The sequence below is a fragment of the uncultured Streptomyces sp. genome, assembly GCF_947488945.1.
In the GTDB taxonomy this organism is placed as follows: domain Bacteria; phylum Actinomycetota; class Actinomycetes; order Streptomycetales; family Streptomycetaceae; genus Streptomyces.
Genome location: NZ_CANLBS010000004.1, coordinates 432,531 through 447,884, shown reverse-complemented (window position 1 = coordinate 447,884; position 15,354 = coordinate 432,531). Strand labels below are relative to the sequence as shown.

The following is a 15,354-nucleotide window of genomic DNA, read 5'->3' as shown; positions in this document are numbered from 1 at the left end:
GCCTCCGGGAGTGGCGAACGCGGCGCTCGGGGCCCGGGTGGCAGGGGGTGCCGGGGCGACGGGCGGGCCGACGATGAACGGCTGGGGGGTCAGCGTGGAAGTCTACGTCGTGACGCTGACGAACGAGGGGCACTCACGGGTACGGTCACGCGTTGTAGGACCGGGACACCCTGTCCTATTTGTCATGCACGCCATGCAGCAGGAGGCAGCAAGCCATGTCGGACCAGCGGACGGGCGCGGACGAGCGCGCGGAGCGGATTCTCGCCGTTTTCGGGACCGCCTTCGGGGAGCTGCTGGCCGCCGACCCGGCCGCGTTCCGGGTGAAGTTCCGCAAGATGGCCGGCTCCGCCTTCGCCTTCTACCGCGGCACCGCCTGCCTGTTCTACGACGACCTGGAGCGGGAGCGCAACGGCGGCCCGTACCTCGACGACCGCACCGGCCGGGTGTGGATCCACGGCGATCTGCACGCGGAGAACTTCGGCACCTACATGGACGCCAACGGCCGGCTGGTCTTCAACGTCAACGACTTCGACGAGGCGTACGTCGGCCCCTTCACCTGGGACCTGAAGCGGTTCGCCGCCTCGGTCGCGCTGATCGGGTACGCCAAGGCGCTCAGCGACACCCAGATCACCGAGCTGGTCCGCGTCTACGCCGCCGCCTACCGCGAGCGGATCCGCGCGCTGGCCACCGGCGCGAAGAACGACGAGGTGCCGCCCTTCACCCTGGACACCGCCGACGGCCCGCTGCTGGGCGCGCTGCGCACCGCCCGCTCACTGACCCGGTTCGGGCTGCTGGACTCGATGACGGAGATCCGCGAGTTCGAGCGCCGCTTCGCCCCGGACGGCGGCGCGATCGACCTGGACGCCGCCACCCGGTACAAGGTCCTGGCCGCCTTCGACGGCTATCTGGAGACGCTGCCCGAGTCGAGCCTGACCCGCCCCGACTCCTACCGCGTGAAGGACGTCGTGGGCCGGCGCGGCATCGGCATCGGCTCGGCCGGGCTGCCGTCGTACAACATCCTGCTGGAGGGCAACAGCGACGCCCTGGAGAACGACGTGGTGATCTACGTCAAGCAGGCGCAGACCCCGGCGGTCTCCCGCCACATCACGGACCCGGCGGTGCGCGGGTACTTCCAGCACGAGGGGCACCGCACGGTGATCTCGCAGCGCGCGCTCCAGGACCACGCCGACCCGTGGCTGGGCTGGACCGAGCTGGACGGCGCCGGACAGCTCGTCGCCGAGGTGTCGCCGTACGCGGTCGACCTGGACTGGTCCGACATCGACGAGCCCGAGGAGATCGCGGCGGTCGTCGCCGACCTCGGCCGGGCCACGGCGACGATGCACGCGGCGGCGGACGACGAGAGCGGCCACTCCCTGGTGCCCTTCTCCACGGAGCGGGCCATCGACGCGGCCATCGCGGCCGACGAGGAGGGCTTCGGCGAGCTGCTGGTCGACTTCGCCCACTCCTACGGCGCCCGGGCCCGCCGCGACCACCAGATCTTCGTGGACCTCTTCCGCAACGACCGCATCCCGGGACTGGACGTCCCCGGGGACCTGTCCCGCTGACCGCGGGCCGGATCCTTAGGAGCCGTTTACCGCCGCCCATGGCACACTCTCCGGCGATGGACATCTCAGGGACTCCGCTCAGGACCGTTCGCGCGGCGCTTTTCACGGCGCTCGTCGTGACGCTGTCCTCGGCGTCCCACGTCCTGCTCTCCCGCGCCCCGCTGCCGCTCGCCGCCCTCGTCCTGACGGCGGCGGGCGTCTTCGCCGCGGCGTACGCCCTGGCGGGCCGGGAGCGCCGGTTCGGGGCGATAGCGGGGCTGCTGGTGCCGCTGGAGCTGGCCGCCGACACCGTCTTCACCACCGGACAGCATCTCTGCTACGGCGCGGCGGGCGGGCCCCTGACGGGGACGCTGCGCTCGGTCGGGGTGGACGTGCTGTGCGGTGGCGACGACGGGGTCGGCGCGCCGCTGGCCCGGGTGGCCGGGGCGGGGACAGCGGCCTCCGGCCTGTCCGTGCAGCCGGGCCCCGCCGTGCCGTGGCTGCTGCTCGCCGCCCACGTGACGGTCGGGCTGCTGGCCGCGGTGTGGCTGCGCCGCGGCGAGTCCGCGCTCGCGGCGCTGCTGCGCGCGGCGGCCGTGCTGGCCTTCCGGCCGCTGCTGCTGGCGTGCGCGGTGGCGGGCGGTTTCCGGGCCGCCGAGGGCCGGGCGGGCCGCGTCCCGGCGCGTCCGCGCCCGGTGTCGGCGGCGCGCCTGCTCGTGCACTCCGTGGGACGCAGGGGGCCGCCGGACGGGACGGTCCGCACCTTCCCGCTGCCCCTTCCCGCGTAGACCCCGCAGATTCCACGGAGAACCCGATCATGAGCAACCGCAACAGCCAGCAGAACAAGGCCGCCGCCCGCGAGCGGCTGCGCGCCGAGCGCGAGCGCCAGGCGAAGAAGGACAAGGCCCGCAAGCAGGTCATCGTCGCCCTGTCGGTGGTGGTGGCCCTGGCGGCGGTCGGCGGCATCGCCTACGGCGTGTCCCAGATGAACAAGCCGGACGCCTGGGAGGCGGCCGGCGACGCCAAGAGCGTCACCGCCCCGAAGAACACCTCCGGCACCGACGGCACCACGGTCGTCGTCGGTGAGTCGTCCGCGAAGAAGACCCTCGAACTCTACGAGGACTCGCGCTGCCCGATCTGCGCCAGTTTCGAGCAGACCGTCGGCGAGACCATCGCCAAGGACGTCGAGGACGGCAAGTACAAGATCAAGTACATTGGCGCCACCTTCATCGACAACAGCGACAACGGCGAGGGCTCCAAGAACGCGCTGAGCGCGCTCGGCGCGGCGCTCGACGTGAGCCCCGAGGCGTTCCTCGACTACAAGGCGGCGCTGTACTCGGCGAAGTACCACCCCGAGGAGTCCCAGGACAAGTTCGCCAAGGACAGCTACCTGATCGACGTGGCGGACTCGGTGGACGCACTCAAGGGCAACAAGGCGTTCCAGAAGAACGTCGAGGACGGCACCTTCGACGCCTGGGCCGTCAAGATGTCCAAGACCTTCGACGAGAGCGGCGTGCAGGGCACCCCGACGCTGAAGATGGACGGCAAGAACGTCACTGCCGAGGGCAGTGAGAACGCCCCGATGACGGTGGCCGAGTACACCACGGCGATCGACAAGGCACTCAAGGGCTGAGCTGGGTCCGTCCGTGCCCGGCGCGGACACGACGGAGGCGGTCGCCCTGCGGGGCGGCCGCCTCCGTGGCGTACGGGGCCTGGCCCCGCGGTCGGTGTCACGGACCGCCCCGCCGTCTCGTCCCAGGGGTGACCCGCGACACCGGCGACCGCACGGAGAGGCACCCGCATGGACAGGGCCGAGGAGTTCCAGGGGCTGCGCCCGCTGCTGTTCTCGATCGCCTACCGCATCCTCGGCAGCGTGGCCGAGGCCGAGGACGCCGTCCAGGAGGCCTGGCTGCGCTTCGACGGGATGACCGAGGAGCCCCGGTCGGCCAGGGCGTTCCTGTCGACCGCGGTGACCCGGATCTCCATCGACGTGCTCCGCTCGGCCCGCGTCCGGCGGGAGGCCTACGTCGGCCCGTGGTTCCCCGAGCCGCTGCTGGAGGACCCCTACGAGGACCCGGAGCGCTCGGCCGAACTGGCCGACTCGGTGTCCATGGCCGCCCTGTTGCTGCTGGAGCGGCTCAGCCCGCTGGAGCGCGCGGTCTTCGTGCTCCGCGAGGTCTTCGCCTTCGGCTTCCCCGAGGTCGCGGCGGCCGTCGGGCGGTCGGAGGCCGCCTGCCGTCAACTGGCGCTGCGGGCCCGGCGCCACATGGCCGAGGGCCGGCCCCGCTTCGAGGCGGACCGGGCGGAGCGCGAGGAACTGGCCGCGCGCTTCTTCGACGCGCTGCGCGAGGGCGACGTGGTCGGGCTCCGCGACCTGCTCGCCGCCGACGTGTCCCTGGCCGGCGACGGCGGCGGCAGGACCCCGCAGCTGGCCGGGGCCGTCTCCGGCGCCGACCGGGTGGCCCGGCTGCTGGCCGCCGTCTTCCCGCTGCTGGCCCGCGTCGACGTCACCTGCGAGGAGCGCGAGGTCAACGGCGGTCCCGGCGCGCTCTTCCGCGACCGGGACGGGGCGGTCCTCCAGGCCCTCGCCCTCGACGTGCTCGACGGCCGCGTCCGGACCGTCCGCCTGGTCCTCAACCCCGACAAGCTCGCCCACGTCGGCCCGGTCGCGGACGCCTGGGCGATCCACCGCGCGGTGCGGGAGGCGCGACGGGGGCCGCGGTGACGCCTGCCCAGCGTGCCCGGCCGGCGGTGCCCCCTGCCGAGCGGGCCCGGCCGGCGTCTCCGGGAGGTGCCCGGCCCCCCTTTCCGGCCATCGGCCCGTGCGACGGCCAGGTGTCCCGCGCGTGACGGACGGCGGCCGGGAGGGCGCCGGAATGCGGACACACCACCCCGCTCCGGATCCGGTCACGTTACGCCCGGCGCTTCGAGGGCCGGCCGGGAACGAGGACGTGACCCGGCGGGGTCTTTCCGCGATGCGGCGCACCGGCCGGAAGAACCCTTCTCCACTCCTGACATGCACGCGTAATCTCCCGGCGTCGGGCGGGGAAATCCCTCGTCCGCGCGTCTTCGAGGAGACCCTGTGCGCGCTCTCGCCCCCACCTCCGCCCGTATGCGTCGCCGCCTGCTCGCCACCGCCGCCCTCGCCGCAACCCTGGCCCTGGCTCCGGTGTCCGCCTCCCCCGTCAACGCCGCGGCGGCTCCCGGTGGAGCAGCCTGCACCGACGACGCCTCCTCGGCGACGGCCCGTCAGGCACGCCCCGGTGCGCACACCGGCGCCCACGAGCCCAACGAGGTCGCCGCCGCCACGGCCCGGACCATGGACGCCGATCTGCGCACCAGACTCGCCGAACGCCGGTCGTCCGGCGTCACCGCCGCGGCGGCCGGCGCGTCCATACCGGTGTACTTCCACGTCATCCACTCGGGCACGACCGGGAAGCTGACGGCGGCCCAGGTCGGCGCGCAGATGAGCGTGCTGAACAGCGCGTACGCCGGAGCGGGCACCGGGAACACCGCCACCGGCTTCAGCTTCACCCTGGCGGCCACGGACTACACCGACAACGCGAGCTGGTACAACCTCAACTCCGGCTCCACCGCCGAGAAGACCATGAAGAGCACCCTGCGCAAGGGCGGCGCCAACGCGCTGAACGTCTACACCGCCAACCTCGGCGGCGGCCTCCTCGGCTGGGCCACCTTCCCGAGCTCGTACGCGTCGAGCCCGAGCATGGACGGCGTGGTGATCCTCGACACCTCGCTGCCGAACGGCGCCGCCACGCACTACGACGAGGGCGACACCGCCACGCACGAAGTCGGCCACTGGCTGGGGCTTTACCACACCTTCCAGGGCGGCTGCAACGGCAACGGCGACTACGTCACCGACACCCCGGCCGAGAAGACTCCGGCCTACGAGTGCCCCACCGGCCGGGACAGTTGCGCCAGCAAGACCGGCGCCGACCCGATCCACAACTTCATGGACTACACGTACGACGCCTGCATGTACCAGTTCACGCCGGGCCAGGTGCAGCGCATGAGCGACAGCTGGACCGCCTACCGCGGCTGAGTCCCAACCACCCGTCGGCCCCGCGCGGCATCGTTCCGCGCGGGGCCGACGGGCAGGTGCCACCCGGAGGCGTCCGGCGGCCGGGAGCGGCCCCGCGGCGCCTCCGCGGTCCGGGCCGTACGGGGCCGTACCCCCGCCACAACGACGGGCGACCGGATGCCGACGGGCAGACGAACTTCTGCCGTTCGCACACCAGTTGGCCGTACCCGTCAGTAGCGTGTGCGCCCGTGACCAGACAACTCGCACCCGCACCCAGCCGTCGTACGGTCGTCAAGGCCGCCGCCGCCACGGCCGTCGCCGCTCCCGTACTCGCCGGCGCGGCCACCGCGCGGGCCGCCGGCGGGCCGGCCTTCCTGCACGGCGTCGCCTCCGGCGACCCCCTGCCCGACGGCGTCCTGCTGTGGACCCGCGTCACGCCCTCCCCGGACGCCGTGCCCGGCTCCGGTCTCGGCGCGGACACCCCGGTCCGCTGGGAGGTCGCCGAGGACCAGGCGTTCTCCCGGATCGCCGCCTCCGGCACGACGACCGCACGGGCCGCCTCCGACCACACCGTCAAGGCTGACGTCCGCGGGCTGCGCCCGGCCACCGCGTACTGGTTCCGCTTCTCCGCCGCCGCCGGACAGGTCCTCTCCCCCGCAGGCCGCACCCGCACCGCCCCCGCCGCCGGCGCCGCGGCCCCGAACATCCGCTTCGGAGTGGTCTCCTGCGCCAACTGGGAGGCCGGCTGGTTCTCCGCCTACCGGCACCTCGCGGCCCGCACCGACCTGGACGCCGTGCTGCACCTGGGCGACTACCTCTACGAGTACGCGTCCGCCGGTTACGCGCACGGCGACACCGTGGTGCGTCCGCACGCCCCGCTGCACGAGATCCTGACCCTGGCCGACTACCGGGTCCGGCACGCCGCGTACAAGACGGACGCCGACCTCCGGGCGCTGCACGCCGCCCACCCGGTGATCGCGATCTGGGACGACCACGAGTTCGCCAACGACGCCTGGTCCGGCGGGGCCGAGAACCACACGCCGGGCGCCGAGGGGGCGTGGGCCGACCGGATCGCGGCGGCCAAGCAGGCGTACTTCGAGTGGATGCCGGTCCGCGCCTCCACCGAGGGCACCGTCTACCGCCGGCTGTCCTTCGGCGGCCTCGCCGAACTGCACCTGCTGGACCTGCGCAGCTTCCGCTCGGCGCAGGCGTCGGTGGGCAGCGGCGCGGTGGACGACCCGGAGCGCTCGATCACCGGCCGGGCCCAGCTCGACTGGCTGAAGGCCGGACTCGCCGGCTCCGGCGCCACCTGGAAGCTGGTCGGGACGTCCGTGATGATCTCTCCCGTCGCGTTCGGCTCCGTCCCCGCGGACCTGCTGGCGCCGCTCGCCGGTCTGCTGGGCCTGCCGGCCGAGGGCCTGGCCGTCAACACCGACCAGTGGGACGGCTACACCGACGACCGCAAGGAACTGATCGGCCACCTGCGGGACCGGTCGGTGGCCAACACGGTCTTCCTGACCGGTGACATCCACATGGCCTGGGCCAACGACGTGCCCGTCAAGGCCGCCACCTACCCGCTGTCGGCATCGGCCGCCACCGAGTTCGTGGTGACGTCGGTGACCTCGGACAACCTGGACGACACCCTGGGCGTGGCCCCGCACACCGTCTCGCTGGTCGCCGCGGCGGCGGTGCAGGCCGCCAACCGCCATGTGAAGTGGGTCGACATGGACGGACACGGCTACGGCGTCCTCGACGTCACCGCCGAGCGCGCGCAGATGGACTACTACGCGGTCTCCGACAAGACCCGCCCGGACGCGACGTCCTCATGGGTCCGCTCCTACCGCACCCTCAACGGCACCCAGCGCGTCGAACGCGTCACCGCCCCGGTGCGCTGACCCGGGCGGCCGGGCCGGCGGCACCCGGAGCCACCCGGGCGGCGCCGGTCGGCCCTGCCGGGGCGGCTCCAGGGCCGGGCCGAGGTCCGCCGTACCGGCGATGTTGGCGATGTTGGCGATGTACCCTGCCCATGTACATCATGGACGCACGGAAGGAGGCGGTGGACGTGTCCGTCACTCAGGTCGATCTCGACGACGAAGCACTGGCCGAGGCGATGCGGCTCATGGGCACCACGACGAAGAAGGAAACCGTCAACGGGGCCCTGCGGGACTACGTGGCGCGCGTCAAACGGCTGGAGGCCGCCGAAAAGCTGGCCGCGCGAGGGGAACGGGGCGAGTTCGAGGCCGCGGCCGCCGCGCACGCGGCCGCCAAGCGTGCCCGCCGGGCGGCCTCCGAGTGATCACGTACCTTCTCGACGCCTCCGCGCTGTGGTATCTCTTCCGGACCCCCGGAGCGCTGCGGCCCTGGGAAGGGCATGTCTCCGCCGGGGTCTTCCACCTCTGCGAGCCCACCCGGGCGGAGTTCCTGTATTCGGCCACGAGCCCGGCGCACCGGGACGAGCTGGCCGACGAGGTGGACGCTCTCTGCCTGCTCTCGCCCGTTCCCAAGAACGCGTGGCGCTGGGTCGACACCGCGCAGTACAAGCTGACCCAGCGGGGGCAGCACCGGTCGGCCGGCACCGTCGACCTCCTGGTGTGCGCGACCGCGGTGCACCACGGGCACACGGTGCTCCATGTGGACAACGACTTCGTCACCGTGGCCGCGGTGCTCAAGGAAGTGCGGCAACAGAACGTGCGCACCTGAAGCTGCCCTCCGGCCCCGCCCGCGTCCGCCCCGTGCCGGGCAGCCGCCCCGCCCGCCTACAGCGTCGCCAGGAACCCCAGCGCGACCTTCCAGGTCTGCTCGGCCGCCGCCTCGTCCCAGTCCGGCAGGTCCGGGTCGGTGTAGAGGTGGCCGGCTCCGGGATAGCGGTAGATCTCCACGTCCGCGCCCGTGCGCCCCATCTGTAGGTACCAGCTGTTCAGCCAGTCCTCCGTCTCGTACGGGTCGGGGTCCGCCACGTGCAGTTGCACCGGCAGTTCGTCCACCGTGGCGTTCTCCGCCAGGTCGGAGGTGCCGTGGAACAGCAGCAGCCCGCGGGCCTTCGCGTCGCCGAGCGCCAGGGTCTGCGCGACGGCCGCGCCGAGCGAGAAGCCCACGTACACCAGGCCCTGGTCCGAGTAGGGCGCGGCGGCCAGTACCGCGCGCCGCAGCAGCTCGTCCTTGCCGACCTTCTCCCGGTAGGCGCTCGCCTCGTCCGTCGATTCGAAGGTGTGGCCCTCGAAGAGATCGGGCACGCGCACCTCATGGCCGGCGGCCCGGAGCCGGTCGGCCGCCGCGTGCACGGCGGGCCGGAGCCCGTAGGTCGAGTGGAAAAGCATGATGTTCATGGGCTCCATGGTGCCAGTTGTGACCCGAGACCCTGGAGGACCCCGGAATGGAAGACGTGCTGCGTCCGCTGATCGTCGTCGGCGGCTCGGTGATCATCACCCTGCTCGTCGGCTGGGCGGTGGACGTCGCCCTCAGGCGGGCCGACGGCAGACACCACGAGACCCCCTTGTGGGGCCTGCTGCGCCGCTGCCGCGTCCCGCTCCAGGTGGTCCTGTGCACCGCGCTGCTGCGCGGCTCCTTCGCCCACACCCGGCTCCATCTGCTGTACGACCACCGGGTGGGCATCGGCCGGGCGCTGTCCCTGGTGCTGATCGGCGCCTCCGCCTGGCTGGTGGTCCGGGTGGCCGCCACCATCGTGGAGTCGTCGTACGCGCGCTACGCGACCGGGAGCCGTGACGCGGCGCGGGTCCGCCGGGTGCGTACGCAGGTGACGCTGATCCAGCGGGTCGTGATCGCGGTGGTGGCCACCGTGGCGGTGGCGGCGATGCTGCTGACCTTCCCCGCCATGCAGTCGGTGGGGACGTCGATGCTGGCCTCGGCGGGCGTTCTCGGCATCGTCGCCGGTGTCGCCGCGCAGTCGACGCTGGGCAATGTGTTCGCCGGCTTCCAGATCGCGTTCGGCGACATGGTCCGCCTCGGCGACACCGTGGTGGTGGACGGCGAGTGGGGCACCGTGGAGGAGATCACGCTGACCTTCCTGGCCGTGCGCACCTGGGACGAGCGCCGGATCACCATGCCGGTGTCGTACTTCACCAGCCGCCCGTTCGAGAACTGGTCGCGCGGCGGGGTCCAGATGACCGGCACCGTCTTCTTCCACCTCGACCACTCAGCGCCGATCGCCGCGATGCGGGACAAGCTCCGCGACATCGTGGGCGAGTGCGGCGCGTGGGACGGCCGCGACTGGTCGCTCGCGGTCACCGACACCACCCCGACCACCATCCAGGTGCGGGCCGTGGTCACCGCGAAGGACGCCGACGACGTCTGGACCGTGCGGTGCGCGGTGCGCGAGCAGCTCATCGGCTGGCTGCGCGACCACCACCCGTACGCGCTGCCGCGCCTGGCGACCGCGCCCGCCGCCCTGCCGCCGGGCGACGAGTGGCCGGAGCTGACGGCGGTGGAGCTGACCGGCGGGGAGATCGGCTCGCAGTCGGTGCTCGGCAAGGCCCCGCGCACCGGCCGCGGCTGACCCGCCGGGCGGAAGGGACGGCACACCGCACGGCGAAGGGCGGCCCGGAGGTCCGGGCCGCCCTTCGCCGTGCGGTGCCCGGCGGTCTCAGCGCAGGCTGCGGACGTCGAGGTAGCGCAGCACCTTGTCCACCACCTCGGGGTCCGAGCCGGGCTCACTGCGGGCGGACAGCACCTCGTGGCGGGCGGCCGACAGCATCTCGCGCTGGATCCGGTTGAACGCCTTGAACCGCGCGCTGCGCTGGGCGTACGCCTCCCGCCGCTCCTCGTCCACCATGTCGGGGCTGATCCGCGCCCCGATGTCGTACGCGGCGCGCTGGAGGCGTTCGACGACGTCGTCGGGGAACTCCTCGACCTCCTGGATCTCCTTCAGCCGGTACCTGGCCGCCCTCGCCGCGCGGATGGCGAGCTGCTTGGCGAGGGCGTCCTCGGCGTCGCCGTCGGCGCGGACCCCGAGCCTGCGCACCAGCCAGGGCAGGGTGAGTCCCTGGAAGACCAGCGTGGCCATGATCACCGCGAACGCGATGAAGACGATCTCGTCGCGGCCGGGGAAGGGCTTGCCGTCGTCGGTCTCCAGCGGGATGGCGAGGGCCAGCGCCACGGACGCCACCCCGCGCATCCCGGACCACCACATGACGACGGTCTCGCGCCAGCTCGTGGGGATCTCCTCGCTGACGTCGCGCCGTTTGTGCAGCCGTTTCGCCAGCCAGGTGGCCGGCAGCAGCCAGGCCAGCCGTACGCCGATCACCACCGCGACGATCGCCAGACCCCAGCCCACCAGCTGCCACTCGCGGCCGTCGGCGGTGCCGAAGACGTTCTGCAGTTCGAGGCCGATGAGCCCGAAGGCGACGCCGGTGACGAGGGTGTCGACGATCTCCCAGAAGGTGCGGCCGGTGAGGCGGCCGAGGACGTCGTCGGCGTCGGCGGTGCGCTCGGCGAGGAAGAGCGCCGTGGTGAGCACCGCGAGCACGCCGGAACCCTTCAGCTCCTCGGCGAGCACGTAGCTGACGAACGGCACCAGCAGCGTCAGTCCGACCTGGAGGGTGGCGTCGCCCAGCAACCCCATCAGCTTGATGGTGAGCCAGCCCAGCGCCAGCCCGACGGCCACCGCGACGACCGCCGACAGCACCAGCAGTCCGAACGCCTCCGGGAGAGAGAAGCTGCCGGACACCGCCGCCGCGATGGCCACGTGGTAGAGCACGATCGCGGTGACGTCGTTGAACAGGCCCTCCCCCTCCAGGATCGAGACCAGCCGGCGGGGCAGTCCGAGCGAACCGGCGACGGCGGTCGCGGCGACCGGGTCGGGCGGGGCGACGAGGGCGCCGAGCGCCACCGCGGCGGCGATCGGGAGCCCCGGCACCACGGAGTTGGCGACCGCGGCGACGGCGGCGGTGGTGACGAAGACCAGGGCCACCGCCAGCAGGAAGATCGGGCGCTTGTTGACGGTGAACTGGCGCCAGGAGGTGCGCTGCACCGAGGCGTAGAGCAGCGGCGGCAGCAGGGCGGGAAGGATGATCTCGGGCGGGATCTCGACGTTGGGCACGAAGCTCAGGAACGCCATCGCGATGCCGATGAGGGTCATCAGCACCGGGGCGGGGAGTTTCAGCCGTTCACCGAGAGGGACGGTGACCACCGCTCCGAGCAGGAGCAGGAGAAGCAGCGCCATCTGGTCCACGGGTCAGGCCTTCCGAAACGGGTGCGGCAGCGCCCGGCGGCCGGCCGGGCGATGCCTACCACCCTGCCACGCCGTCTCTCCCCGCCCGCAAGGGCGGGCGGGGGCGGGCGGTGGTCAGCCGCCGAGCACGCGCCGCATCGCGCGGTGCGGGATGCCGGCGTCCGGGAACTCCGGGCCGTACGCGGCGTAGCCGAGCCGCTCGTAGAAGCCGAGCGCATGGGTCTGGGCGTGCAGGTCGACGGCGGTGAGCCCGAGGAGCGCCGCCTGGTCCTCGATCGCGCGCACCAGCGCCGCGCCGACCCCCAGGCCGCGGGCCACCCGCGAGACGGCGAGACGGCCGAGCGAGCCGACCGCGGTGTCGCCGCCGGTCTTCGACGCCGCGGCGGGGCCGTGCAGCAGCCGACCGGTGCCGAGCGCGGTGCCGTCCGCCGCGAAGGCGACGACGTGCACCGCGTCCGCGTCGTAGGCGTCGTACTCGATCTCCTCGGGCACGTTCTGCTCGCCGACGAAGACGTCCTTGCGGATCTGGAAGCAGGCGGAACGGTCCTGCTCGTCCAGGGCACGGCGGACGGTGTACGGGATGAGGCCCTGGTCCGGCACGGTGCTCACTCGCTCTCCGCCTCGATGGTGTCGAGGGCCTTCTGCAGGTCGGCCGGGTAGCCGCTGGAGAACTCGACCCAGCTGCCGTCCGAGGGGTGCTCGAAGCCGAGCCTCACCGCGTGCAGCCACTGCCGGGTCAGCCCGAGCCGCTTGGCCATCGTGGGGTCCGCGCCGTAGGTGAGGTCGCCCACGCAGGGGTGGCGGTGGGCGGCCATGTGGACCCGGATCTGGTGGGTGCGGCCGGTCTCCAGCTTGATGTCGAGCAGGCTCGCGGAGCGGTACGCCTCGATCAGGTCGTAGTGCGTGACGGAGGGCTTGCCCTCGGCGGTCACCGCCCACTTGTAGTCGTGGTTCGGGTGCCGGCCGATGGGGGCGTCGATCGTGCCGCTCATCGGGTCCGGGTGGCCCTGCACCAGCGCGTGGTACTTCTTCTCCACGACGCGGTCGCGGAACTGGGCCTTCAGCAGGGTGTAGGCGCGCTCCGACTTGGCGACCACCATCAGGCCCGAGGTGCCGACGTCGAGCCGGTGCACGATGCCCTGGCGCTCGGCGGCGCCGGAGGTGGAGATCCGGTACCCGGCCGCCGCGAGGCCGCCGATCACGGTGGTGCCGGTCCAGCCGGGGCTGGGGTGGGCCGCGACGCCCACCGGCTTCACGATCACCACGATGTCGTCGTCGTCGTGCACGATCTCCATGCCCTCGACGGGCTCGGCGACGATCTGGACCGGGGCGGCCGCCTGCGGCATCTCGACCTCCAGCCAGGCACCGCCCCGCACCCGCTCGGACTTCCCGACGACCGAACCGTCCACCTGCACCTTCCCGGCGGCGGCCAGCTCGGCGGCCTTGGTGCGGGAGAAACCGAACATCCGGGAGATGGCGGCGTCGACACGCTCGCCTTCCAGGCCGTCCGGTACGGGCAGGGTGCGGATCTCGGGGTGCGTACTCACCTGACCGAGTATGCCTTGCGCCCGCTAGTCCTTGTGCACGGTGCCGTCGGGGTCCAGACCGCGGAAGGAGAGGATCACGATGAGGATGCCGCCGCAGACGATCGCGGAGTCGGCGAGGTTGAAGACGGCGAAGTGGGCGGGGGCGATGAAGTCGACCACCGCGCCCTCGAAGACGCCGGGGGCCCGGAAGACGCGGTCGGTGAGGTTGCCGAGCGCGCCGCCGAGGAGCAGGCCGAGGGCGAGGGCCCAGGGCAGGCTGTAGAGCTTGCGCGCGATGCGGGCGATGACCACGATCACGCCGGCGGCGATCACGGTGAAGACCACCGTGAACGCCTCGCCCATGCCGAACGCGGCGCCGGGGTTGCGCAGTGCGTCCAGCTTCAGCCACTGGCCGAAGATCTCGATCGGCTCCCGGTGCTCCAGCTTGGCCACCACGATCATCTTGCTGACCAGGTCGAGCAGGTAGGCGACGACGGCCACGACGAACAGGGCGACGATCCGCCGCCGCCCCTTGCCGCCGGGTGCGGCCTCGCCCTCGGGTGCGGCGGCCTCCGGCTCCGCGGCGCCGCCGGAGGGGGCGCCGGACCCGTGGTCGCCCTGGGACTCGCCGCCCCCGGCGTCAGGAATGCCCGGCGTTTCGATGATGCGCTCCGCCTCTGCCACGTGAGTCCCTCGAGCTAGGTGCCGACTGACGACGAGAGTACGACACCGCCGCCGCGTCAGCCCCGCCGCTCCTGCTTCTGCTTGTCCTCGACGCAGAGGGTGGCGCGCGGGAAGGCCTGCATCCTGGCCTTGCCGATCGGCTTGCCGCAGATCTCGCAGAGCCCGTAGGTGCCGGCGTCGAGCCGGGCCAGCGCCCGGTCGGTCTGCTCCAGCATCTCCTGGGCGTTGGCGGCCAGGGAGAGCTCGTGCTCGCGCGTGATGTTCTTGGTGCCGGTGTCGGCCTCGTCGTCCCCGGCCCCGTCCCCGGAGTCGCGCATCAGTCCGGCCAGGGCCAGCCCGGACGCCTCCAGCTCGTTGCGCAGCCGTTCGGACTCGCCGGTGAGCTCCGCGCGGGCGAACTCGACCTCCTCCGGCGTCCAGGGGTCCTCGCCCGGCCGTACCGCGAGCTCGCCGGGGGCCGCGGCGCGGGCCGGGGGCACCGCCGTCGCGGTCGGGGAGGTGGCCGTGGTCCGGGCCGCGCTCTTCTTCACTGCCACCGTCTGGTCTCCTGTCTGCACGGCGGCACCGGCCGCCTCCGTGGCCGCGGGCGCGGCCTTCTTCGCGGCCGCGCGCTCGTCGCCGGCCGCTCCCTGCTTCGCCGCGGTCGTCGTCGCCGCGTCCCCGGCCGGTTCCCCGGCCGCCGTCTTCTCCGCCGGGGCCTTCTTCGCCGCCGCCTTCTTCACCGCCTTCTTCGCCGGGGCTTTCTCGGCCGGGGTCTTCTTCGCGGCCGCCTTCTTGGCCGTCCTCCTCGTGGCGGCCGTCTTCTTCGTGGCGGTCCTCTTCGCCGCGCCGTGCTCCGCCGGAGCCTCCCCGGACGCGTCCGGGGAGCCGGCCGCGGCGGTGGCACCCGCGTCGTGCGGGGACTCCGTCCCGGCGGACTCCGTTGTCCCTGCGGCGGTCTTCTTCGCCACCATGGCCGCGGCCCCTTCACATATTGTGATCTTGCACGCGCATCGTTCTGGGACGATAAGTCGACCCCGGGTCCGCGGCAACGGGGCACGCCGCCTCCGGACCCCTCCCCCGCCCGGTCGCGTCGCACCTGCCTGACGTTGTTCCCAGCTCCCCGCCCGGTAATCCGCCCCGCGCGCCCTCCCGCGCACGCCGGACGCCCCCTGGCCATTCGGGTCACCGCCGCGCCCCGCGGAAACGGGTCGGCCGGGCCCTGTCCGTCCCCGTACACTGGGCGCAGCGAGAGGCATCGACGGGACGAGTAGCGTCGTACGCAGCCCAGAGCGACCCGGGGACGGTGGGAGCCCGGGGGCGAGCGCGCCGTGAATATCACCCCTGAGCCGCCGGAAGAACGCTCCAGCCCGTGGGCCCCGCCCGCAGACGCGG

15 protein-coding genes are annotated in these 15,354 nt (G+C 73.0%); 9 read left to right on the top strand and 6 right to left on the bottom strand.

Annotation, left to right across the window (positions count from 1 at the left end; all coding sequences use genetic code 11):
- Positions 1–215: 215 nt before the first annotated feature.
- From Q0994_RS08670 to Q0994_RS08635, 8 genes are all read left to right on the top strand, one after another.
- Entirely contained in the window at positions 216–1,565 is a 1,350-nt protein-coding gene (locus tag Q0994_RS08670; RefSeq protein ID WP_299531128.1) for a DUF2252 domain-containing protein, read from the top strand.
- Positions 1,566–1,621: 56 nt separating this feature from the next.
- Positions 1,622–2,332, top strand: coding sequence for a hypothetical protein (locus Q0994_RS08665; RefSeq protein ID WP_299531126.1), 711 nt, complete (start codon positions 1,622–1,624; stop codon positions 2,330–2,332).
- Positions 2,333–2,361: 29 nt separating this feature from the next.
- Entirely contained in the window at positions 2,362–3,177 is an 816-nt protein-coding gene (locus Q0994_RS08660; protein ID WP_299531124.1) for a DsbA family protein, read from the top strand.
- A 168-nt stretch (positions 3,178–3,345) separates the two neighbouring features.
- Entirely contained in the window at positions 3,346–4,269 is a 924-nt protein-coding gene (locus tag Q0994_RS08655; protein ID WP_299531122.1) for an RNA polymerase sigma-70 factor, read from the top strand.
- A gap of 387 nt (positions 4,270–4,656) precedes the next feature.
- On the top strand, positions 4,657–5,604 hold the full coding sequence (locus Q0994_RS08650; RefSeq protein ID WP_299531343.1) for a zinc metalloprotease: 948 nt from the start codon (positions 4,657–4,659) through the stop codon (positions 5,602–5,604).
- 227 nt (positions 5,605–5,831) lie between these two features.
- A complete protein-coding gene (locus tag Q0994_RS08645; RefSeq protein WP_299531120.1) occupies positions 5,832–7,478 on the top strand; it encodes an alkaline phosphatase in 1,647 nt (548 codons plus the stop codon).
- A 167-nt stretch (positions 7,479–7,645) separates the two neighbouring features.
- Positions 7,646–7,879, top strand: a complete 234-nt coding sequence (locus tag Q0994_RS08640) for a type II toxin-antitoxin system VapB family antitoxin (protein ID WP_299531341.1) — start codon at positions 7,646–7,648, stop codon at positions 7,877–7,879.
- Positions 7,876–8,283 carry a PIN domain nuclease gene (locus Q0994_RS08635; RefSeq protein WP_299531118.1) on the top strand — a complete coding sequence of 136 codons (408 nt, stop codon included), beginning with the start codon at positions 7,876–7,878 and terminating at the stop codon, positions 8,281–8,283. The genes Q0994_RS08640 and Q0994_RS08635 overlap by 4 nt, the downstream gene beginning before the upstream one ends.
- 56 nt (positions 8,284–8,339) lie before the next feature.
- On the opposite strand, the gene Q0994_RS08630 is transcribed toward Q0994_RS08635, so the two are convergent.
- A complete protein-coding gene (locus tag Q0994_RS08630) occupies positions 8,340–8,918 on the bottom strand; it encodes a dienelactone hydrolase family protein (RefSeq protein ID WP_299531116.1) in 579 nt (192 codons plus the stop codon).
- Positions 8,919–8,956: 38 nt separating this feature from the next.
- On the opposite strand from Q0994_RS08630, the gene Q0994_RS08625 reads away from it, so the two are divergent.
- Positions 8,957–10,096, top strand: a complete 1,140-nt coding sequence (locus tag Q0994_RS08625) for a mechanosensitive ion channel family protein (protein ID WP_299531114.1) — start codon at positions 8,957–8,959, stop codon at positions 10,094–10,096.
- A gap of 87 nt (positions 10,097–10,183) precedes the next feature.
- On the opposite strand, the gene Q0994_RS08620 is transcribed toward Q0994_RS08625, so the two are convergent.
- The 5 genes from Q0994_RS08620 to Q0994_RS08600 all read right to left on the bottom strand — a co-directional run bounded on the left by Q0994_RS08620 (position 10,184) and on the right by Q0994_RS08600 (position 14,702).
- Positions 10,184–11,770 (bottom strand): Na+/H+ antiporter, encoded by a 1,587-nt coding sequence (locus Q0994_RS08620; protein WP_299531112.1) that lies wholly within the window; start codon positions 11,768–11,770, stop codon positions 10,184–10,186.
- A 114-nt stretch (positions 11,771–11,884) separates the two neighbouring features.
- A complete protein-coding gene (locus Q0994_RS08615) occupies positions 11,885–12,370 on the bottom strand; it encodes a GNAT family N-acetyltransferase (RefSeq protein WP_299531339.1) in 486 nt (161 codons plus the stop codon).
- 5 nt (positions 12,371–12,375) lie between these two features.
- Positions 12,376–13,317, bottom strand: a complete 942-nt coding sequence (locus Q0994_RS08610) for an RluA family pseudouridine synthase (RefSeq protein ID WP_299531110.1) — start codon at positions 13,315–13,317, stop codon at positions 12,376–12,378.
- Between the two features lie 24 nt (positions 13,318–13,341).
- The gene (lspA, locus tag Q0994_RS08605) at positions 13,342–13,980 is read right to left on the bottom strand and encodes a signal peptidase II (protein ID WP_299531108.1); all 639 of its coding nucleotides are present in this window, start codon (positions 13,978–13,980) and stop codon (positions 13,342–13,344) included.
- A gap of 56 nt (positions 13,981–14,036) precedes the next feature.
- Positions 14,037–14,702, bottom strand: a complete 666-nt coding sequence (locus Q0994_RS08600) for a TraR/DksA C4-type zinc finger protein (protein WP_299531338.1) — start codon at positions 14,700–14,702, stop codon at positions 14,037–14,039.
- Positions 14,703–15,354: the final 652 nt, after the last annotated feature.

Bases quoted from the DNA above. Each gene is read 5' to 3' on its own strand.
- Q0994_RS08625 (WP_299531114.1), top strand. From the start codon at position 8,957: ATGGAAGACGTGCTGCGTCCGCTGATCGTCGTCGGCGGCTCGGTGATC.
- Q0994_RS08670 (WP_299531128.1), top strand. From the start codon at position 216: ATGTCGGACCAGCGGACGGGCGCGGACGAGCGCGCGGAGCGGATTCTC.
- Q0994_RS08630 (WP_299531116.1), bottom strand. From the start codon at position 8,918: ATGGAGCCCATGAACATCATGCTTTTCCACTCGACCTACGGGCTCCGG.
- Q0994_RS08665 (WP_299531126.1), top strand. From the start codon at position 1,622: ATGGACATCTCAGGGACTCCGCTCAGGACCGTTCGCGCGGCGCTTTTC.
- Q0994_RS08655 (WP_299531122.1), top strand. From the start codon at position 3,346: ATGGACAGGGCCGAGGAGTTCCAGGGGCTGCGCCCGCTGCTGTTCTCG.
- Q0994_RS08660 (WP_299531124.1), top strand. From the start codon at position 2,362: ATGAGCAACCGCAACAGCCAGCAGAACAAGGCCGCCGCCCGCGAGCGG.
- Q0994_RS08650 (WP_299531343.1), top strand. From the start codon at position 4,657: ATGCGTCGCCGCCTGCTCGCCACCGCCGCCCTCGCCGCAACCCTGGCC.